The organism is Arenimonas sp. (genome assembly GCF_044348765.1).
In the GTDB taxonomy this organism is placed as follows: Bacteria; Pseudomonadota; Gammaproteobacteria; order Xanthomonadales; family Xanthomonadaceae; genus Arenimonas.
Genome location: NZ_JBIKSE010000029.1, coordinates 1 through 20,465 on the forward strand (window position 1 = coordinate 1; position 20,465 = coordinate 20,465).

Sequence of the window (20,465 nt, forward strand, 5' to 3'; positions counted from 1 at the left end):
TATTTGACCTTGTGCCTGGCGTTATTGTTTGCCATCCTCGAGCCTCAGTCATCGCGTGGACTTGTTTTTGGTTGGGCCTTGGGCTTTTGGCTTGCACACATCGGCTGCGGACTACTGTTGGCCGTGGTTGCAGCCCGCGTGCTGACCCGTTGTTCCGCCTTGCACACATGGCCAGCTTGGTTGCAATTGCTGTTGGCCGGCTTATTCGGAAGCTTGGCTTTTGCACCAGTGGCCCTGGGCTTGGGGGCGATGTTTCCGTCCACCTCGAACACAATGATGTCCGATGACTGGTTGGACGTTTGGGAGCTGGCCGGTGGTTGGCAAGCATTGGTTGCCGAATGGCTGCAGTTGCTGCCCAGTTATTTGTGTGCTTGGATGCTCATCAATGCCGTGCCTCTGGTGCAGATGGCTGCGCCGAATTTGGTACCTGCACAGGCTCAGCCGGTTCTTGATTCAGATACACGTGCAGTAAATCCTCCGGACGCAAGTACCGATTGGCTTAATCAATTGCCGATTGCGATTGGACGTAGTCTGTTAAGAATTGAAGCCGATTTGCATTATCTGAAGGTATTTACCGAAAATGGCCGCGTCATGCTGCTGGGTAATCTATCGGCGGCGACCGAACAGCTGGGCGAGCTTGGAATCCGTGTTCACCGATCGCATTGGGTTGCCATCGATCAGGTCAAGCGGGTGCACCGCACAAGCAAAGGCTGGTGTTGCGAGCTTAGAGACGGAAGCAAAATCCCCGTCAGCCGCCGTCGGGTGCGTGAAGTGCATGACCGTTTAGGTCGTGATTTCGTGACCAACTGATTCGAAGGCTGGTATTGCCCTCACCTGATGGCTCTGCGCTATGATGGTGTGAACACTCGGGGAAAAAGATGCTGCAGACCGTTGAACACGTCACCTCGAAATACCCCGCCTGGAGCATCATCTGGCTGCACGGCTTGGGCGCCGACGGCAACGACTTCGCGCCGATCGTGCCCGAGCTGGTGCGCGACGGCTGGCCGGGCATCCGCTTCGTGTTCCCGCATGCGCCGGTACGGCCGGTCACCATCAACGGCGGCATGGCCATGCGGGCCTGGTACGACATCGTCGGGGTCGAAATCGACAAGCGCGCCGATGAGGCCGGCATCCGCGAATCCATGGCCGAACTGGATGCGCTGATCGGCCGCGAGCGCGACCGCGGCATTCCTTTATCGCGCATCATCCTGGCCGGCTTCTCGCAGGGCGGTGCGGTGGTGCTGGCACATGCACTGCGGCTGCGTCTGCCGATCGCCGGCGTAGCCGCGTTATCCACCTATCTGCCGCTTGGGCCGGCCAATGCCGCCGAGCTGACCGAAGCCGGCAAAACCATTCCGGTGTTCATGGCGCACGGCCGGCAGGATCCGGTGGTGCCTTTGGCGCTGGGCGAGCGCAGCTGCCAGCAATTGCAGGCGCTCGGGCTTGGGGTTGAATTCAAGACCTATCCGATGCCGCATAGCGTCTGTACCGAGGAGATCCGCGATCTCGGTGATTGGTTGAGTGCCCGCTTCAGCCTGCGATGAACGCACAAGCCCATTCCCAGCTGCCCGATTTCTGCCGTTTGCCGCGGATTGCCGCAGTCTGCGGCATCATGCAGTTGGTGGTGGTGCTTGTGTTCATTTCCCCGACGCGTGCCGAATTCGGCGGCCTCGGCGCCTTCGCCATCACCTCGGCTTTCGGTCAGTGGCTGGCGTTGACCGCGGCGGTGGTGTTGTGCCAATCGCGCGGACTCTTGCAGCATGTCCGACCGGTTCCGGCATTCATTCTGGCCAGTCTGCTGCCTGCGGTTTTTTCCGCTGCCGCGGCCTGGTTGATGTTCATCCTTGATGACACCCTGGGTGCGCGCCTGCTGCAGCCGATTGGTGTACTGCGGTTCGTGCTCAGCATCGCCTTGATGATGGCCATCCTGAGCGCGGTCATGCTGCGTTATTTCTATATCCGTGACCAGTGGCGCGAGCAGATCCGTGCCAATGCCAAGGCCTCATTGCAGGCCCTGCAGGCACGCATCAATCCGCATTTCCTGTTCAATTCAATGAACACTATCGCCGCATTGGTGAGGCGCGATCCGCACACCGCGGAATCGGCTATCGAAGACCTGTCCGACCTGTTTCGCGCAGCGCTCGGTGATGAGAATGCCGAAGCGACACTGGCCGAAGAATTACAGATTGCCCGGCAATATCTCGCCATCGAGCAACTGCGGCTCGGCACACGCCTGCGCCTTGACTGGCAATTGGCTGCCGATCTTCCGATGCAAATTCGCATGCCACGCCTGACTTTGCAGCCACTGTTCGAGAATGCGGTCATCCACGGTATCGCCGCCATGGCGGAAGGCGGCGAAATCGAGGTGGTGCTTAAACATGTCGATGGCCAGCTGCAATTGACTATGAGCAACCCGCTGCCACCCGGCAATCCGACGCTTGGCCACGGCCATGCGCTCGACTCCATCCGCCGGCGTCTGGCCCTGTATTACGGAGCGCATGCCAGTTTGACCGAAAGTACCGATAACGGCCGTTTCAGCATCCAGCTTGGAATTCCGAATGACCCGGCCGCTTGATATCGTGGTGGTCGATGACGAAGCACTGGCGGCCGAACGCTTGGCCGGTTTTCTAGCCGACATGCCGGACTGTCATGTGTTGGCAACGGCGGCCACTGCAGAACAGGCTTTCAGCATCGCCCAATCCCGGGTGCCGGATTTGATGCTACTCGACATCGCCATGCCGGGAGAGTCCGGACTGGATCTGGCCAAGCGCCTGCAGCAGTTGCCGAATCCGCCGCTGGTGGTGTTCTGCACGGCCTTCGACCAACATGCCATCGCAGCTTTCGACGCCGATGCCGTGGATTATCTGCTTAAACCGGTACGCCGCGAGCGCCTGCGCGAAAGCATCGAGCGCATCATCCGACTTAAGCGTACGCCGACTGCTGATCACGACCGGGACTTCGTAGCCGCCTCCTTCGGCGGTATCATCCGTCGCATCGCGTTGGCCGACATCCACTACTTGCATGCCGATGACAAGTACACCATCGTGTACCACCGTGGCGGCGAGCATGTGCTCGACCAGTCACTGAAAGACCTGGAACAACAGTATCCGATGCACTTGCTGCGCATTCACCGTAACTGTCTGGTCAACCGCGCACAATTGGCTGAACTGCGCCGTGACGGGGATGGCCATATTTGGGCCTTGCTCAAGGACAGCCCGACGCCACTCGAAGTCAGTCGCCGCTGTGCCGGGGAACTGAAGGACTGGTTCAAGGGAAATTGATGCGTGCATCCGCCGGCAATGCGATAATGGCGCGATGAAAACGCTCCGATTAGCCACCCGTGAAAGCACACTCGCGCTCTGGCAGACCAGCCATGTCGCCGCCCTGCTGCGCGCCGCCCATCCCGGGCTGCAGGTCGAGTTGGTGCCGATGACCACTCGCGGCGACCAGATTCTCGATGTCTCTTTGTCGAAAATCGGCGGCAAAGGCCTGTTCCTGAAAGAACTGGAGGTGGCCATGTTGGAAGGCCGTGCCGATGCCGCCGTGCATTCGCTGAAGGATGTGCCGATGCAGCTCGAGCCGGAGTTTTCGTTGGCGGCCGTGCTTGCCCGCGACAATCCCTTCGATGCCTTCATTTCGGAACAGTACGCAAGTCTCGAGGATCTGCCGGTTGCAGCGGTGGTCGGCACTTCTTCGCAGCGCCGGCAGCTGCAGCTCAAGCAGCTGCGTCCGGATCTGCAAGTACGCGATCTGCGCGGCAACATCAACACCCGCTTGGCCAAATGTGCGGCCGGCGAATACGATGCCATCATCCTGGCCTGTGCCGGGCTCGAACGGCTCGGCCTGCATTCCCGCATCCGCGCACAGCTGACGGCACCGCAATGGTGGCCGGCAGTGGCACAGGGCGCGATTGCCGTGGAGTGCCGTAGCAACGATCCGGAAACCACAGTCCTGTTCTCCGCATTGAACCATGGTCCGACCGAACTGCGGGTACGCGCCGAACGCGCGATGAATCTGGCCTTGCACGGCTCCTGCCATGTGCCGGTGGCCGGCTATGCCGAATTGCAGGGCGAACGCATGCGACTGAGCGGTTGGGTCGGCGATGCCGGCCAATTACGATCCATCAGCGCCGAGGCCGAGGGCGATGCTGCGCAGCCGGAAGCAATCGGCCGCATGGTGGCGGAAAAACTATTTGCGCAAGGCGCGGCGGATTTGCTGCGGCTTTGAGCGCCCCAGCCGGCATCATGCCGGGTCAGTAATACAGACTCACCACATGCTTGGCTTCGGCGAAGAACAGCCAGCGCCCGATGAACACGCCGAGCATGCCGGATATCGCGGCGACGCTATAGAGCCAGGACAGATTCAGCGTCCATGCCCCCAGACAGGCAATCAGTGGCAGTGCGAAGCCGAAGCCTCGGCAGCATTCGCGGAAAACCGCGCTGTGCTTGCGGGCCAGCACATGTACCATTTCCCGCGTGATGTAATTGGCCTCGGTGTGCGGATGTTCGAACACCCGCACGCTGCGTTCCTGCGGCAGGCCCAGCGCGCTGCTGCGCGATACCGCCAGCGGAAGGTCGTTATTGCGCCAGTAGCGGGTCATCAGCCAGAGGATGAGCATCGCGAAAATCGCGAGAACCGGGGCAAAGGTCCAGATCGTATGGATGCTGGCCAGCCAGAGACCACCGGTATAGATGCTGCTCATCAGATAGATCGGAACTACGGTGGCGTGTTGCCAGGCCGGCACGGTGTTCAGGCAGCGATAGATCATCACCGTACAGACCACCGTCGCCATGCTGAGCACCATCAGCGCGACAGCCAGGATTTTCTGTGCCATGCCATGCTGCGGAAAAAATACGAGTGCTGCCGCCGGCAGGAAGCACAGCATGGCCAGCACGCCTTCGCGCGACAGCCAGGAACTGCGCCACTGCGAAAACGCACGCCAGGCACGTTCACGCCGGCCCAGATGTAGGGTAGAGCTGAGCAGCCCGGAAACCACGAACAGCGCGCCCATGCCGAGCGTGACATAATCACGGATGCCGAAATCGCGGTCATGGCCGATCAGGGATGCGCCGAACCAGAACCACAGGCCGTAACCGGCGCCGGACAGCGTGCTGAAGAAAATGACGGACAGGGCGGGATGCATCAGCGGCTCAGGATTTTATCGAGCCAGCGTAGGGCGCCGGGCAGTTGTGTGGAATCGAGGCGTTCGTTTTCGGCCTCGGTGCAGACCGGCTGTTTGTCGCGCGCCGGAAGATAGCGGTTGACCGGCTGATAGCCGAGCTCCGGCATCAAGGCCATGCCGCCGCGCTCGCGCGAGCGCAGCGAGACTTCGGAATCCGGGTCATTGAAGTCGCCGAAGCCGCGGGCACGCGTCGGACAGGCCTGCACGCAGGCCGGTTGCCGTTGTGCCTCGGGAATGCTGTCGTTGTAGATGCGGTCGACGCACAGCGTGCATTTCTTCATGATGCCTTCGCTCGGCGAATATTCGCGGGCACCGTACGGACAGGCCCAGGAGCACAGTTTGCAGCCGATGCAGGTGTCCGGATTGATCAGCACGATGCCGTCTTCGGCGCGCTTGTAACTGGCGCCGGTCGGGCATACGCTGACGCAGGCCGGCGTTTCGCAATGCAGACAGGAGCGCGGGAAGTGCAGGGTGCTGGCGGGCTGGGCGTCAAGCGCCTCCAGCTCGTAACTGTGCACACGGTTGAACCAGACGCCGTCCGGTGCCGCGCCGTAGGCATCCGTGTCCGGCAGCGGCGCCGAAATGCCCTGGTCGTTCCATTCCTTGCAGGCGACCGCGCAGGCATGGCAGCCGACGCAGATGTCGAGATCGATCAGCAGACCGAGCTTCTTGCCGCTGCTGGCAGGCAATGCGGTCATGCCCTCGCTCCCAGCGGCGTGAACTGCGGTGTACTAAATGATTGCGGTGCCACTTTGCGCAGCGCCACCCGCAGATCGAACCAAGCGGCCTGTCCGGTAATCGGATCGGCATTGGCGTAATCGGCATTCGGCGTCAGATCGGAAATCAACGGGTTGAGCAGGAAGCCTTGGTTGCTTTCCGGTGCATCCGCCGAAAGGCCCCACGTGCGTTTGCGTTTGCCAAGCGCGTTCCAGGTCCACACCGTATCGGCTTGTACGTTGTTGGTCAGTTTCACCGGCACGGTGATGGTGCTCAGATGCGAACGCAGTTCCGCCCAGTCGCCGTCGGCCAAACCATAATGGGCCGCGGTATCAGGATGCATATAAAGAAAATTGCGTGCCATGATCTGCCGTAGCCAGGCGTTCTGCGATCCCCAGGCATGGTACATGAAGGGCGGACGCTGGGTCAGTGCATGCAGGGGGAATTCAGTGGAATCGGTCTGTGCCTGTTCGAACGGTGCATACCAGAACGGCAGCGGATCGAAATAGCGGCGCACCCGTTCCCGCTCACTTTCCGGCGGTTGCACCGCGCCGAAACCTTCGGCGGCCAGACGGAATTTCTGCAGGGTTTCCGAATACAGCTGCAGTACCACCGGTTCGGTATTGGCGATGAAGCCCATCGCTTTGGCCCACTCCAGATAATCGCGGTTGGCCATTTTGAAATAGCGCCCAGATTCCGGAACCGCAGCATGCCAGAAGCCGCCATGGTCGATATAGCGTTGCAGCTGTTCCGGATTCGGCGCGCCTTTACCATGACTGTTGCCGTCATCGCCGCGCCAGCCAGCCAGTAGGCCTACACCGGGTGCGCGTTCATGGCGGACGATGTAGTCGGCATAATCGCGATACAGTGGCGCACCATCGGCATGCACCAAGCCGGGCAGGCCCAGTCGTACACCCAAGTCAATCAGCACCGACTGGAAGCCGCGCACGTCGCGGTCCGGCGGCAGCACCGGATGCCGGAGCGCATCAGAGGCGCCATCGGCGTCGGAAATCGGGCGGTCGAGCAGACTGACCGCATCGAAGCGTTCCAGATAGGTGGTATCCGGCAGGATCAGATCGGCATAGGCGCACATCTCGCTGGCATAGGCGTCGGCATAGATGATGTAGGGAATCCGGTAATTGCCGAGTTCGTCTTTGTCGGTCAGCCAGTGCAGGGTGCCGTGCGTGTTCATCGCCGAGTTCCAGCTCATGTTGGCCATGAACATCATCAGCACATCGATTTTCCCGTGCGTGCCAGCATGCGCGTTGCGCAGGACAGTGTGCATCATGCCGTGCACGGCCAGCGGATATTTCCAGGAATAGGCTTCATCCACCCGCAGCGGGGCACCGTTTGCATCCACCAAAAGATCTTCCGGTCCGTGGATGAAGCCCAGCGGCATCGCGTTCAGACGGCCCTCCGCATCGCGGCTGCGGCCCGGCCGGTTGCCCGGCGGAATCGGCCGCGGGAACGGCGGTTGGTAACGGAATGAACCCGGCGCATCCACCGCGCCGAGCAGCAGCTGCAGTAAGTGCAGGGCGCGGCAGGTCTGGAAGCCATTGGCATGCGCGCTGATGCCGCGCATGGCATGCATCGCCACAGGACGCATCGGCATGTCGGCATGCTGCCGGCCATTGCTGTCGGTCCAGGCAATCGGCAGACTGCGCTTGTGATCGAAGGCGGCCTTTGCCAGTTCGGCGGCCAGGCGCCGGATGGTCGCTGCCGGTACGCCGCAGCTTTCGCTGGCCATTTGCGGTGAATAATCCTCGCTGCCGTAGCGCGCCAGTACCTGCTCGAATACCGGCTTGGCCACGCGGCCGTCGGCCAGCAGATGGGTGCCGGTCACCACCGGTGAGATGCCGGTGGCATCGGCCGGTGTTTCGGCGTTGGTGTCACGGTTCCAGCACAGGATGCGGTCGTCGGCATCGCGTGCAAACAGGCCGTGTTCGGCGGTACCCGGCGCTTCCACCACCAGATGATGGGCATTGCAGTAGCGCACCAGATAATCCAGATCAATCCGACCGTTGCGCAGCAATTCATGGATCAAAGCCATGGCCAGCAGGCCGTCGGTGCCTGGCCGGATGCCGATCCATTCATCGGCAATCGCACCGTAGCCGGTGCGTACCGGATTGATGGCGACCACTTTCGCACCGCGCGATTTCAATCGGCCCAGGCCGAGTTTGATCGGATTGGAATCGTGGTCTTCGGCCACGCCCCACAGCATCAGGTAGTCGGTATGTTCCCAGTCCGGCTCGCCGAATTCCCAGAAGCTGCCGCCCAGGGTGTACAGGCCGCCGGCCGCCATGTTGACCGAGCAGAAGCCACCATGCGCAGCGTAGTTGTAAGTGCCGTATTGCTGTGCCCACCAGCCGGTCAGTGCCTGCGACTGATCGCGCCCGGTGAAGAAAGCCAGCCGGTTCGGATCGAGCGCGCGCGCGGCAGCCAGTTTTTCCGTGGCCAGCTGCAGGGCTTCGTCCCATTCGATTTCTTCGAAACGGTTTTCACCGCGCTCGCCGATGCGTTTCATCGGCTTTTGCAGGCGCGCCGGGGAGTAATGCTGTTTGATTCCGGCCGAACCCTTGGCGCAGATTACGCCGCGGTTGACCGGATGCTCGGGATTGCCCTCGATGTAGCGGACCTTGCCGTCCTTGAGATGGACCTGGATACCGCAACGGCAGGCACACATGTAGCAGGTGGTGCGTGCGATGCGGTCGCCGGGCGGGTCGTTCAGGGCCAGTACGGGATCGGTCATGCCTTATTGTGGCATAAAGGCCACTGCCGTCGCGGCTTCAGCCACCGAGGCTTTTCCAGAGCGTACGCCCGCTGACCACGATGATCAGCAGACCGACCACGGCCATCATCGGACGGTGCGGAATCCGTTTGGCAATCAGGCCGGCCAGTGGCGCCGCGCAGACGCCGCCGAGGGCGAGCGCCAATACGATTTCCCAATAATCCAGACCGATGCTGGCAATGAACACTGCCGAGGCGGTCAGGGTCACGAAAAACTCGACGGCATTGACCGTGCCGATGGTGTAGCGCGTATGATTGCCGCGCGCCAGCAGCGTCGAGGTCACGATTGGCCCCCAGCCGCCGCCACCGATGGCATCAATCAAGCCGCCGAAAAAACCAAGCGGCCCCACTTTTTTTTCAACGCGGATTGGATTGATTCTCCGGAACGATTTCAGCAGGACGAAGATCCCCATCAGCACCAGATATCCGGCAATCCAGGGCTTCAGCATGTCGCCATCCAGTTCCGTCAGCACATAAGCACCGAGGCCGGCGCCAACCATGCCGGGAATGACCAGGCGCTTGAACAGCGGATTATGTACGTTGCCGAAGCTGTGATGCGAGACTGCCGAAGCGCCGGTGGTGAAGGTTTCGGCCATGTGCACGGTGGCGCTGGCGGCCACCGGCGGAACGCCCGCCGCCAGCAGGAATGACGAGGCAGTCAGACCATAGGCCATACCCAGCGCGCCATCGATCATCTGGGCGCCGAAGCCGATCAGCACGAACAACAGGAAGGTTTGATCGATGAAATCGGGCATGCTGCAATCCGGACGGGGCACCGGGACAGGCCCGTGCCCGACAATTTACTCCGTTACCATCCGCCAAGGCAAATAATGGAGTGCTATGATGCTCTGCAATGGACCGTTACGATCGCATATTCGCCCTGCACAAGCGTCTGAAAGCCGCACGCTATCCAGTTGCCGCCGATACGCTCGAAGAAGAGTTGGGCTGTTCGCGTGCCACCCTGTACCGTGATATCGGGTTTCTGCGCGATGTGCTGCACGCGCCGCTGCTGAGTACCGATGCCGGCTTCTTCTACGATCGTCTGCAGGTCGATCAATTCGAACTGCCCGGCTTGTGGTTCAGTTCCGATGAGCTGCATGCATTGCTAGCCACCCATGAGCTTCTCAACCGCAGTGGGGCCGATGTGCTCGGCGGCGCGCTGGCGCCGCTGAAAAAGCGTATCGATCTGCTGTTGTCCAATCAGAGCCAGGGCCGCCGCTGGCCGATCGAGCGCATCCGCGTCATTGGTTCCTATACCCGAGAGCGCGATGAGGCGACTTTTCGCCAGGTTGCCGGTGCCGTACTGTCACGCAAGCGGCTGCGCTTCGATTACACCGCGCGCTCGACCGACCAGCTGACCCTGCGTACGGTGTCGCCGCAACGGCTGACGCATTACCGTGATAACTGGTATCTGGATGCCTTCGATCACGAGCGCGATGCGCTGCGCAGCTTCTCGGTCGACCGCATGACGCATGTGAAGGTGCTTGATGACGATGCCGAAGATGTCAGCGAGTATGAACTCAATCTACAGCTGACCGACGGCTACGGCATCTTTTCCGGCGCCGCCCGGCACATCGCCACGATCGTGTTTTCTGCCGAAGCAGCGCGTTGGGTGTCCGAAGAGCACTGGCATTCCAGACAAGAAGGCCGTTTCCTCGATGATGGCCGTTATGAATTAAAAGTGCCATATTCCAATCCGCGCGAATTGTTGATGGACGTGTTGCGCTATGGTGCTGATGCCGAAATCACTGCACCGGTTTCCCTGCGCGAGTCGGCCAAATCCAGTCTGCAGTTGGCGCTGTCCAATTACGGCGTTTAACCCTCCCATGCATCAGGATGACGGCAAAAGCATCGCGCTGGTACTCGGTGCCGGTGGTGCGCGCGGTCTGGCGCATATCGGGGTCATCGAGGAACTGCTGGCCCGTGGCTACCGGATCGAGGCCGTCGTCGGCTGTTCGATGGGGGCGCTGGTCGGCGGTATTTACTGCGCCGGACGTTTGCCGGAATACCGCAAATGGGCCTGTTCGCTGACGCGCAGGGAAGTGTTTCACCTGGTCGATTTCGCCTTCGGCCATCCGGGCTTCATCAAAGGCGACCGCGTCATCGGTGTGCTGCGCCAGCTGGTCGGCGAGCATCGCATCGAGGAGCTACCGGTGGCTTACAAGGCGGTCGCCACCAATCTCGATTCCCGTTGCAAAGTTTGGCTCGATCACGGCCCGCTGTTCGATGCCATCCGGGCATCCATCGCCATTCCCATGCTATTGACGCCCTATCATCATCAAGGACAGGATCTGGTCGATGGCGGCTTGCTGGCACCCTTGCCGGTTTCCGGTGCCCGTGACTATGTCGGCTTACGTGTCGTCGCCGTCGATATCAATGCGCCGAACTCCGGGGCCAGCGTGCCGGTCGCTGCGGCCTCGGGCGCGCTGGCCGCCGCATCAGCCGAAGCCGGTACTCTGGGTGCGATTGAAATGGGCTGGGCGCGCCTGTTGCAGAGCGTCGGTCGTGGCGGCCCGGCGGCGTCCAACGTCAAAGCCAATCGCAGCGTGATGGAGCTGATGTCGCGTTCATTGAGCACCATGCACGGCTACATGACTGAAATGCAGCTGGAGCGCGACCCGCCCGATGTATTGATCGGTATCGCCCACGATGCCTGTGCCATCTATGAGTTCTGGCGCGCCGACGAAATGATTGAACTCGGTCGTCAGGCGGCGGCGCGCGCTTTGGATCAGTCCGCGACCGGCATCTGATCGGGAGTCTGGGGCACCCGCTTGAGTGCGGCAGGGTCGTAACCATAGGCTCGCAGTTTTTCCTGCAGTCCGGTCAGGGTGGCGTCATCCATCACCGGATCGCGGGCGAACACCCAGGCCAGCGAGCGGTCCGGATTGCCGATCAAGGCCCAGCGATAATCCGGGGAGACTTCCAGAATCAGCAGTTGGGCGCGGATCAATCCGCCCCAGAAGCGCACTTGCCAGTGCGTATTGCGGGTGCCGGGATAGACATGTGCCGTCGCCTGCATTTTCTGTTCAGGACGGTCGAAGGCTTTACGGTAGGCGAATACATTGTCGATGCTACCATCGGGATTACGTGCATACACATCGGCTGTAGCCACTTTGCCCTTTTCAGCAAAGTACGGAATGTGTGAAATCACCCACCAACGCCCCATGTAGCGCTCGAGATCGACCTCGGCTGAGCTGGTCAGCGGCGCCGGCTTGCCGGATTTGGCATAACTGTAGGCGGTCAGACCCAGGCCGATGACCACGATTGCGATGAGAATTTTGCCCATGTGCCGTGCTCCCAAAACATTAGGATGCGCCGGCACTGCTGAAGGCGGTGTCAATTTCAGCCGCTCTCAGGATTTGAGATGCCGCTTGCCGATACTGGCCTGAGACCCCTCCGGAGACCGTTATGAACGCTCAAATCTTCTACCGATACTGCTGGCAGTTGCCCCTGCTGGCCTTGCTTTGCCTGGCACTGGTACCGGACCTGCCGTGGCGGCATCCCGCCGTGGGGCTCTGGCCCTTGTGGCTGCTTGCCCTGATGGGCGTAGCACTCATGCGCGGCCTACAGGTGGCGCGCCGGCCTGTGCCGGCGGTCCGTATTTCGCAAGTGCTTGTTTTTCCGACGCTCAGGAAACAACCCGGAGGCGCATCCCGCAAAGCCGCGTGAAGCCGCACGGCGGCGGTGGGGGGATTTATGGTATTTTCGGATTCCCCGTTTTCCTGCAGGAAATAAATGCATGCGCCTTTCTGCCTTGATGTTGTTGGCCGGTCTGTCGGCTCCGGCTGGAGCCCAGAATGTGAATGAAGATCCGTACCTGTGGCTGGAGGGCGTTGAGGACGCCAAAGCGCTGGATTGGGTGCGCGCCCAGAATGCCGTATCCGAAAAACAGCTGGCCGGCGATCCAGATTTTGAGGCTCTGCGCGGCAGTTTGCTGGAAATTCTCGATTCCAATGTCCGCATTCCCTACGTCAGCAAGATGGGTGCCTACTACTACAACTTCTGGCGCGACAAGAACAATCCGCAGGGCGTCTGGCGCCGCACCACTCTGGCCGAGTACCGCAAAGAATCACCCAAGTGGGAGGTGCTGCTCGATATCGATGCGCTCGGCAAAGCCGAGGGCGTCAATTGGGTCTGGGGTGGTGCCAATTGTCTGCGTCCGGCCTATGACCGCTGCCTGATTTCGCTGTCGCGTGGCGGTGCCGACGCCGATGTGACCCGTGAGTTCGACGTCTCGGACAAAGCCTTCGTCATCGGAGGGTACTCGCGGCCCGAGGCCAAGGGGCAAATCGGATGGATCGACATCGACACCGTCTATGTCAGTACCGACTTCGGTCCGGGATCGATGACCAGCTCGGGTTATCCGCGCATCGCCAAGGAGTGGAAGCGCGGCACGCCGATGTCCGCGGCAAAAACCGTGTACGAAGGCCAGGAGTCCGACATTTCGGTCGGCGCGTACCGCGATGATACGCCGGGCTTTGAACGTGACTTCGTTTACCGCGGCCTGACCTTCTACACCAACGAATTGTACCTGCGCGGCAAGTCCGGAACGCTGACCAAGCTCGATCTTCCAGATGGTGCTCAGAAAGGCGCATTCCGTGAATGGCTGAGCGTGGAGTTGCGCCAACCGTGGACGGTCGGCGGACGGGAGTACCAGGCCGGCAGTCTGCTGGCGATCCGTCTCGAGGCGTTCCTGTCGGGCGCAAGGAATTTCGATGTGCTGTTCGAGCCGGCGCAGAACACCTCGCTGGCCAGTACCGCAGTGACCAAAGACCATGTGATTATCAATGTGCTTGAAGACGTCAAGAACCGTCTCTATGTACTGACCCCCGGAAACAATGGCTGGACTCGCGCACCGCTGGCCGGAGCACCGGCCTTCGGCGCGGTCGGCATCAGCGCCGTGGATGCCGACGAATCCAACGACTATTTCATGACCGTCACCGACTATCTGACCCCGACCTCGCTGCTGCTGGGAACGGTCGGACGGACACCAGAAAAACTGAAGCAGCTGCCGGGTTTCTTCGACGCCAGCCAGCATGAAATCAGCCAGCAGTTCGCCACCAGCAAAGACGGTACCCGCGTGCCCTATTTCATAGTGTCGAAAAAGAACCTAGTGCGCAACGGAAAAAATCCGACGCTGCTGTATGGCTATGGCGGTTTCGAAGTGTCGCTGACGCCGAATTATTCCGCAGGCGTGGGCCGGGCCTGGCTGAGCCAGGGAGGAGTATATGTAGTCGCCAATATCCGTGGCGGCGGCGAATACGGACCGCGTTGGCATCAGGCGGCGCTGAAAGCCGACCGCAACAAAGCCTATGAAGACTTCGCGGCGGTGGCCGAAGACCTGATTGCACGCAAGATCACCATGTCCAAGCACCTCGGCATCCAGGGCGGCAGCAACGGCGGTCTGCTGATGGGCAACATGACCGTGATGTATCCGCAGCTGTTCGGCGCCGTGGTCTGCCAGGTGCCGCTGCTGGATATGAAGCGCTACCACAAGCTGCTGGCTGGTGCGTCCTGGATGGCGGAATACGGCAATCCCGACACCGACGACTGGAGCTTCCTGAAGGCTTATTCGCCCTACCAGAACGTGCGCAAGGACGTACGCTATCCGCCGGTACTGTTCACCACCTCGACCCGCGACGACCGCGTGCATCCGGGCCATGCCCGCAAGATGATGGCACGCATGCAGGAACAGGGCCATGACGTGACCTATTACGAAAACATCGAGGGCGGCCACGGCGGCGCCGCCAACAACGCCCAGTCGGCCACTATGTCGGCACTGGCCTTCACCTTCCTGAAACAGAAACTTTTCCCGGGGACCGAGCCATGAAATCCATCCGCAATGCCTTGCTGCTCGCCTCGTTGACCTGGAGTGCCCTTGTGTCCGCTGAATCCCCGAAACCGCCCGTGATCGCGAAGAAAGCGCATGCCGTGACCGCGTCGCATGGCGCCGTCCGCAACGACGATTATTACTGGCTGCGCGACGACTCGCGCAAGAACCCCGAAATGCTGGCGGTACTGAATGCCGAAAACGCCTATGCCGATGCCATGCTAGCCTCGTCCAAGCCGACTGCGGACAAGTTGTATGCCGAAATCACCGGTCGCATCAAACAGGATGATTCCTCGGTACCGTTCCTGCGTAAAGGCTACTGGTATTACAGCCGCTTCGAGACTGGCAAGGATTACGCCATCATCGCCCGCCGCAAGGGCAGCATGGAAGCGCCTGAAGAAATCCTTTTCGATCAGAACGTCATGGCTGAAGGCAAAGGCTATTTTGCCATTGGTGATTATGAAATCAGTCCGGATAATCGGCTGGTGGCCTGGGCCGAGGATGCGGTCGGACGCCGCCAGTACACGCTACGCGTCAAGGATCTGGTCACCGGCACCATGTTTGCCGATACGGTGGAGAACGTCGAGCCCAACATCATCTGGGCCGATGACAACCGCACCCTGTTTTACATCGAGAAGGATCCGGTCACGCTGTTGAGCAAGCGGGTCAAGACCCATGTGCTGGGCAGTGCCGCCGAGGACGATGCTTTGGTGTATGAAGAGTCGGACGACAGCTTCTACATGGGCATCAGCCGTACCCGTTCCGATGCCTACATCTGCATCGGCGTGCAGAGCACGGTCAGCTCGGAAATGCGTTGCACCTCCGCCGCCAAGCCCGGTAAATTCACCGTGTTTGCGCCTCGCATGCGCGACTTCGAGTACAGCGCCGACCATCTCGATGGTCGCTGGGTCATCCGCACCAACTGGAACGCGCCAAACTACCGGCTGATGACGCGCGACGACACGTCTGTCGATGGTGATCGCAAGGCCTGGAAAGAGCTGGTGCCGCACGCCGGGGATGTGTTCATCGAGGGTTTCGAGCTGTTCAGGGGCTACATCGCCATTGAAGAGCGTTCCAATGCGCTGCTGCGCCTGCGCACGCTTGCCGCCGATGGCAAGAGCGCGTTCGTGGCCAGCGACGAGCCGGCCTACACCATGGGCCTGAACGTCAACGCCGAACCGGACACCGACTGGCTGCGCTATGCCTATACCTCGATGACCACGCCGAACACCGTCTACGAAGTGAACATGAGCACCGGCGAGCGCCGGCTGCTCAAGCGCGATCCGGTGCTGGGCGGCTACACGCCCGAGGATTACGTGACCGAACGCCTGTGGGCCACGGCCCGTGACGGCACCCGTATTCCGATTTCGGTGGTGTACAAGAAGGGTTTCAAAAAAGACGGCAAGGCTGCGCTGCTGCAGTACGCCTACGGCAGCTACGGCGCCAGTACCGATCCGCGCTTTTCGATCATCAACGTCAGCCTGCTCGACCGCGGTATGGTCTATGCCATCGCGCACATCCGCGGCGGTCAGGAAATGGGCCGCGCCTGGTACGACAACGGTAAACTGTTGAGCAAGAAGAACACCTTTACCGATTTCATCGATGTCACGCGCTTTCTGGTCAAGGAAGGCTATGCCGCCAGGGACCGCGTTGCCGCTTATGGCGGTTCGGCCGGCGGACTGCTGATGGGTGCCATCGCCAACATGGCGCCGCAGGACTATACGTTGATCATCTCGCAGGTGCCGTTTGTGGATGTGGTCACCACCATGCTCGACGAAAGCATTCCGTTGACCACCAATGAATACGATGAATGGGGCAATCCGGCCGACCGTAAATACTACGACTATATGCTCAGTTATTCGCCCTATGACAATCTCGAACGCAAGGCCTATCCGACCGTATTCGTCGGCACCGGCCTGTGGGACTCGCAGGTGCAGTATTTCGAACCAGCGAAATATGTGGCCAAGCTGCGCGAATTCAAAACCGGTCCGAATCCAGTGGTATTCCGAGTCAACATGGAAGCCGGTCATGGTGGCAAATCCGGGCGCTTCCGGCGCTATCAGGAAAGCGCCGAACAGTTCGCCTATATGCTGGAAGTGCTCGGCGTCCAGTGAGCATGCAGGCCAGACTCTGACGAGGGCCCGCATTGCGGGCCCTTTTCATGCCGGCGCTGTCGGGAACAGCTATACTTTCCCCATGAAACGACACCCCTTGAAATCCATCATTCTGCTGCTCTGCGGCAGCCTGTTGCTGAGCGCCTGCGGTAATAAAGGCCCGCTGATCAAACCCGGAGCGGAGACTGCCGAGGCCGGAGCTGCGCAGTGAATTCCCTGCGTTTTGCCAAAATGCACGGTGCCGGCAATGATTTTGTGGTCATCGATTGCCGTGATGGTGCCGGGCTGCCGGAGGCCGAGGGCATCCGGCGCATGGGTGACCGCCACTTCGGCATCGGATTCGATCAGCTGCTGAGCATCGAGGCGCCGATCTCGCCCGGCGCCGTCGCGTCCTACCGCATCCTCAATCAGGATGGCAGTTTTGCTGGACAGTGCGGCAACGGTGCGCGCTGTGTCGCGCATTGGCTGGTGCGCAGCGGCATTACCGATGCGCGCGAATTCCATCTCGACAGCCCGGCCGGCGTCATCAGCGTCCGCAGGATTGGTAAAGATTATGCGCTCGATATGGGATGTCCGCGTTTTTCCCCGGAACAGATTCCATTATTGGCCGAATCCGATGCGCCGCAGTATTTTCTGCCGCTGGATGGAGAGCAGCATGCGTTTTCCGCCGTCTCCATGGGCAATCCGCATGCGGTCTTTCGGGTCGACAGCGTGTTGGATGTTCCGGTCGAGCGCTGGGGAAAAGCGGTTCAGGCCACCCATGTATTTCCTGAGGGTGTCAATGTCGGTTTCGCGGAAATACAGGATCGTGCCAATATCCGACTGCGTGTTTACGAACGCGGCGTTGGCGAAACCCTGGCTTGTGGTTCCGGTGCCTGTGCCGCCGCGGTCTGCCTGATGCGCAAGGACATAGTCGCGCGCACCCTGGCGGTGCATTTGCCGGGCGGAACGCTTATGATTGAATGGCCCGATGATGCGGCGGCGGTCACCATGACCGGCCCCGCGGTCTGGGTCTATGACGGAGAATGGCGAGATGAGTGACGACCGGTCGGGAAAACTGAGTGCACACGAAGTGGCGGCATGGTTGCGTCTGCATCCGAATTTTCTCGCCCAGTTCCCCGATCTCGCGCTCAGCCTGGTGGTGCCGAAGGAAGACGGCAAGACCGCCTCGCTGTCGTCCTACCAATTGGAAATCCTGCGCGACAAAAACCGTGATCTGACTCGCCGTCTTAACGAGCTTGGCATGAACGCCCAGGATAACGAGCGCCTGGCCCAGCATATCCATGTACTCAGTCTCGCCCTGCTGCGCGCGCGCCAGCCCGCTGATGTCTTACAGACCCTGGTGGCCTGTCTCAAAGAAGACTTCGCGGGTGAAAGCGTGCGTGTCATCAGTTTCATGCCAGTGCCCGAGATGCTGGGCGACTGGTTCAGCCATATTCCTGCCGAAGATCCGCGTCTGCAGCCTTTTGCCGACTGTCTGTGCAATGGCGAACCGGTCTGCGGGCGTCTCAATTCGGAAAAGCTTCCGGTACTTTTCGGCGATGATCATGTTCATACGCAATCCATCGCGCTGATTCCAGTCCCGGATGTCGGACTGATTGCGGTCGGTAGCGCCGATCCGCACCGATTCTATCCTGGCATGGGCACCTTGTTCCTGCGCTGGATCGGCGAACTGTTCCAGGCCGCGCTGATTCAATCCCGGTAATGAGCGGCATCGCCGCCGGCGTCGATCGTTTTCTCGACTATCTTGCCGTCGAGCGGCAGGCCTCGCCGCATACCCTGAGCAATTACCGACGCGATCTGCTGGCCTGGCAGCAGTACTGCAGACAGCAGAATATCGATGATCCCGGGCAGCTGCAATTCGCCCACATCCAGCAGTTCATCGCCCAGGAGCACCGCCGGGGACTCTCCGCCAAGAGCGTGCAGCGCCGGCTCTCAGCCCTGCGCAGTCAGTTCAAGTTCCTGATGAAACACGGCGAACTGCGCGACGATCCCAGTACCGGTCTTCGCGCCCCCAAAGCCGCGCGCAAACTTCCGCAAGTGCTGGATGTCGATGAAGCTGTTCGTCTGGTCGCATTGCCGACCGATGGTGGACTCGGTCGGCGAGACCGCGCCCTACTCGAACTGCTGTATTCATCGGGTTTGCGGGTTTCGGAGTTATGCGCATTGCGTTGGCAGGATCTGGATCTGGAAGACAGTCTGGTGACCGTGCTCGGCAAAGGCAGCAAGACCCGTATTGTTCCGATCGGCAGCCATGCGCTGACGGCTTTGCGCGACTGGCATGCCGCCAGTACCGCAGCGGCCGATGCGCCGGTATTCCCCGGCCGTGGTGGAGCCGCCATCAGCACCCGTGCCGTGCAGCTGCGCCTTCGCCAGCTGGCACAGCAGCAGGGCCTCTGGAAACGTGTGTATCCGCATCTGCTGCGGCACAGCTTCGCTAGCCACATGCTGGAATCCTCCGGCGATCTGCGCAGCGTGCAGGAACTGCTCGGCCATGCCGACATCGCCACCACCCAGATCTATACCCATCTTGATTTCCAGAGATTGGCTACGGTCTATGATGCCGCGCATCCGCGTGCGAAACGCAAAAAAGAAAGTCCATGAACCCCAAACCGACCGACCTGATTCTGCATCGCGCCTCCCATGTGCTGGAAGTGGCCTTCGACGACGGCAGCCGTTACCGCATGCCCTGCGAGTACCTGCGGGTCGAGTCGCCCTCGGCGGAAGTGCAGGGCCACAGTCCGGACCAGCGGGTATGGGTGTCCGGCAAGCGCGACGTCAATATCAGCGCCATCGAGCCGATCGGCAATTACGCGGTGGTGCTGCGTTTCAATGACGGACACGAAACCGGCATCTATACCTGGAGTTTCCTCAAGGAGTTGGGTGAACAGCAGGAGCCGCGCTGGGCACGCTATCTCGACATGCTTGCGCAACAGGGCATGAGCCGCTAGATCTGCTCGGACATGTCTTTACCGATCCGCTCCAGCTTCACATGTCATCGGCAGCCTCGGCGCTGATTTCGGCGGCGGAAAGAGCCCCTTGTCTGGGGAATTCGGCGCACTCCGTCCAGCTGCTTAATCGTGAAAAGGCGGCTAGGGCGTGTGATAATAGGCCATGAACGATAAAACCACCCATTTTGGCTTCCGCGACGTTCCGGTCGAAGAAAAGAAAAAGCTGGTCGGCGAAGTGTTTACCTCGGTCGCCCAAAAATACGATGTGATGAATGACCTGATGTCCCTGGGCGTGCACCGACTGTGGAAGCGCTACTTCACCGGCACTTCCGGCATCAAGCGTGGCGACCGCGTCCTTGATCTGGCCGGTGGCACCGGCGACATCGCCAAGCTGCTGCTCGAGCGCGTCGGCGACACCGGCGAAGTCATCATCGGCGACATCAACCGTGAGATGCTCGGCGTCGGCCGCGACCGACTGACCGACCTTGGCCTGATCAAGGGGCTGCGCTATGTGCAGCTCAATGCCGAAGCCCTGCCGTTTCCCGATAACAGCTTCGACGCCATCACCATGGCTTTCGGCCTGCGCAATGTGACCGACAAATCGGCCGCGCTGAAATCCATGTACCGCATCCTCAAACCGGGTGGCAAGCTGATGGTGCTGGAGTTTTCGGAAGTGCAGGCCGAGTGGTTCCGGCCGATTTACGATTTCCATTCATTCAAGGTACTGCCGAAACTCGGCGAGCTGATTGCCGGTGACGCCCACAGCTACCGTTATCTGGCCGAGTCAATCCGTAAACACCCCAACCAGGCCGGCCTGAAGGCGCTCATGGAAGATGCCGGGTTCGAGCGCTGTGCGGTGCGCAATCTTTCCGGCGGCATCGTCG

At 60.7% G+C, this 20,465-nt stretch carries 21 protein-coding genes; 16 read left to right on the forward strand and 5 right to left on the reverse strand.

Annotated elements, in window-relative coordinates:
- The 5 genes from ACIQ0Q_RS06015 to hemC all read left to right on the forward strand — a co-directional run.
- A partial coding sequence (locus tag ACIQ0Q_RS06015) for a LytTR family DNA-binding domain-containing protein (protein WP_395772040.1) occupies nt 1-810 on the forward strand: 810 nt, incomplete at its 5' end.
- A gap of 68 nt (nt 811-878) precedes the next feature.
- Complete coding sequence (locus tag ACIQ0Q_RS06020; protein WP_395772041.1) at nt 879-1,544, forward strand: alpha/beta hydrolase; 666 nt, start codon at nt 879-881, stop codon at nt 1,542-1,544.
- Nucleotides 1,541-2,575, forward strand: coding sequence for a sensor histidine kinase (locus ACIQ0Q_RS06025; protein WP_395772042.1), 1,035 nt, complete (start codon nt 1,541-1,543; stop codon nt 2,573-2,575). The genes ACIQ0Q_RS06020 and ACIQ0Q_RS06025 overlap by 4 nt, the downstream gene beginning before the upstream one ends.
- Nucleotides 2,559-3,281: a LytR/AlgR family response regulator transcription factor gene (locus ACIQ0Q_RS06030; RefSeq protein WP_395772043.1), complete on the forward strand. Its 723-nt coding sequence runs from the start codon at nt 2,559-2,561 to the stop codon at nt 3,279-3,281. The genes ACIQ0Q_RS06025 and ACIQ0Q_RS06030 overlap by 17 nt, the downstream gene beginning before the upstream one ends.
- A gap of 34 nt (nt 3,282-3,315) precedes the next feature.
- On the forward strand, nt 3,316-4,227 hold the full coding sequence (gene hemC / locus ACIQ0Q_RS06035; protein WP_395772044.1) for a hydroxymethylbilane synthase: 912 nt from the start codon (nt 3,316-3,318) through the stop codon (nt 4,225-4,227).
- A 25-nt stretch (nt 4,228-4,252) separates the two neighbouring features.
- Here the strand turns inward: hemC and ACIQ0Q_RS06040 are convergent, their stop codons facing one another.
- From ACIQ0Q_RS06040 to ACIQ0Q_RS06055, 4 genes are read right to left on the reverse strand one after another with little or no spacing between them, the layout of a single operon-like run.
- Nucleotides 4,253-5,143 carry a dimethyl sulfoxide reductase anchor subunit family protein gene (locus tag ACIQ0Q_RS06040; protein WP_395772045.1) on the reverse strand — a complete coding sequence of 297 codons (891 nt, stop codon included), beginning with the start codon at nt 5,141-5,143 and terminating at the stop codon, nt 4,253-4,255.
- Nucleotides 5,143-5,880 (reverse strand): 4Fe-4S dicluster domain-containing protein, encoded by a 738-nt coding sequence (locus tag ACIQ0Q_RS06045; protein WP_395772046.1) that lies wholly within the window; start codon nt 5,878-5,880, stop codon nt 5,143-5,145. The genes ACIQ0Q_RS06040 and ACIQ0Q_RS06045 overlap by 1 nt, the downstream gene beginning before the upstream one ends.
- Nucleotides 5,877-8,648: a molybdopterin-dependent oxidoreductase gene (locus tag ACIQ0Q_RS06050; protein WP_395772047.1), complete on the reverse strand. Its 2,772-nt coding sequence runs from the start codon at nt 8,646-8,648 to the stop codon at nt 5,877-5,879. Before ACIQ0Q_RS06050 ends, ACIQ0Q_RS06045 begins: the two co-directional genes overlap by 4 nt.
- Nucleotides 8,649-8,685: 37 nt before the next feature.
- A complete protein-coding gene (locus ACIQ0Q_RS06055) occupies nt 8,686-9,441 on the reverse strand; it encodes a sulfite exporter TauE/SafE family protein (protein ID WP_395772048.1) in 756 nt (251 codons plus the stop codon).
- Nucleotides 9,442-9,539: 98 nt separating this feature from the next.
- Here ACIQ0Q_RS06055 and ACIQ0Q_RS06060 point away from each other — a divergent pair, with 98 nt between their 5' ends.
- Together ACIQ0Q_RS06060 and ACIQ0Q_RS06065 are read left to right on the forward strand one after the other, a co-directional pair.
- A complete protein-coding gene (locus tag ACIQ0Q_RS06060) occupies nt 9,540-10,505 on the forward strand; it encodes a helix-turn-helix transcriptional regulator (protein WP_395772049.1) in 966 nt (321 codons plus the stop codon).
- Between the two features lie 7 nt (nt 10,506-10,512).
- A complete protein-coding gene (locus ACIQ0Q_RS06065; protein WP_395772050.1) occupies nt 10,513-11,436 on the forward strand; it encodes a patatin-like phospholipase family protein in 924 nt (307 codons plus the stop codon).
- Here ACIQ0Q_RS06065 and ACIQ0Q_RS06070 read toward each other — a convergent pair.
- Complete coding sequence (locus tag ACIQ0Q_RS06070; RefSeq protein WP_395772051.1) at nt 11,415-11,972, reverse strand: lipocalin family protein; 558 nt, start codon at nt 11,970-11,972, stop codon at nt 11,415-11,417. The genes ACIQ0Q_RS06065 and ACIQ0Q_RS06070 overlap by 22 nt on opposite strands.
- A 122-nt stretch (nt 11,973-12,094) precedes the next feature.
- Between ACIQ0Q_RS06070 and ACIQ0Q_RS06075 the strand changes: the two genes are divergently transcribed.
- The 9 genes from ACIQ0Q_RS06075 to ubiE all read left to right on the forward strand — a co-directional run.
- Nucleotides 12,095-12,355 carry a hypothetical protein gene (locus ACIQ0Q_RS06075; protein WP_395772052.1) on the forward strand — a complete coding sequence of 87 codons (261 nt, stop codon included), beginning with the start codon at nt 12,095-12,097 and terminating at the stop codon, nt 12,353-12,355.
- A gap of 70 nt (nt 12,356-12,425) precedes the next feature.
- Nucleotides 12,426-14,516, forward strand: a complete 2,091-nt coding sequence (locus tag ACIQ0Q_RS06080) for a prolyl oligopeptidase family protein (RefSeq protein WP_395772053.1) — start codon at nt 12,426-12,428, stop codon at nt 14,514-14,516.
- A complete protein-coding gene (locus ACIQ0Q_RS06085) occupies nt 14,513-16,630 on the forward strand; it encodes a S9 family peptidase (protein WP_395772054.1) in 2,118 nt (705 codons plus the stop codon). Before ACIQ0Q_RS06080 ends, ACIQ0Q_RS06085 begins: the two co-directional genes overlap by 4 nt.
- Nucleotides 16,631-16,727: 97 nt before the next feature.
- Nucleotides 16,728-16,841, forward strand: a complete 114-nt coding sequence (locus ACIQ0Q_RS06090; RefSeq protein ID WP_395772055.1) for a lipoprotein — start codon at nt 16,728-16,730, stop codon at nt 16,839-16,841.
- A gap of 20 nt (nt 16,842-16,861) precedes the next feature.
- Nucleotides 16,862-17,671 (forward strand): diaminopimelate epimerase, encoded by an 810-nt coding sequence (dapF, locus tag ACIQ0Q_RS06095; protein ID WP_395772060.1) that lies wholly within the window; start codon nt 16,862-16,864, stop codon nt 17,669-17,671.
- Nucleotides 17,664-18,335 carry a DUF484 family protein gene (locus ACIQ0Q_RS06100; protein WP_395772056.1) on the forward strand — a complete coding sequence of 224 codons (672 nt, stop codon included), beginning with the start codon at nt 17,664-17,666 and terminating at the stop codon, nt 18,333-18,335. The genes dapF and ACIQ0Q_RS06100 overlap by 8 nt, the downstream gene beginning before the upstream one ends.
- A complete protein-coding gene (gene xerC / locus ACIQ0Q_RS06105) occupies nt 18,335-19,234 on the forward strand; it encodes a tyrosine recombinase XerC (protein WP_395772057.1) in 900 nt (299 codons plus the stop codon). The genes ACIQ0Q_RS06100 and xerC overlap by 1 nt, the downstream gene beginning before the upstream one ends.
- Nucleotides 19,231-19,581, forward strand: coding sequence for a gamma-butyrobetaine hydroxylase-like domain-containing protein (locus tag ACIQ0Q_RS06110; RefSeq protein WP_395772058.1), 351 nt, complete (start codon nt 19,231-19,233; stop codon nt 19,579-19,581). The genes xerC and ACIQ0Q_RS06110 overlap by 4 nt, the downstream gene beginning before the upstream one ends.
- Before the next feature lie 163 nt (nt 19,582-19,744).
- A partial coding sequence (gene ubiE / locus ACIQ0Q_RS06115; protein ID WP_395772059.1) for a bifunctional demethylmenaquinone methyltransferase/2-methoxy-6-polyprenyl-1,4-benzoquinol methylase UbiE occupies nt 19,745-20,465 on the forward strand: 721 nt, incomplete at its 3' end.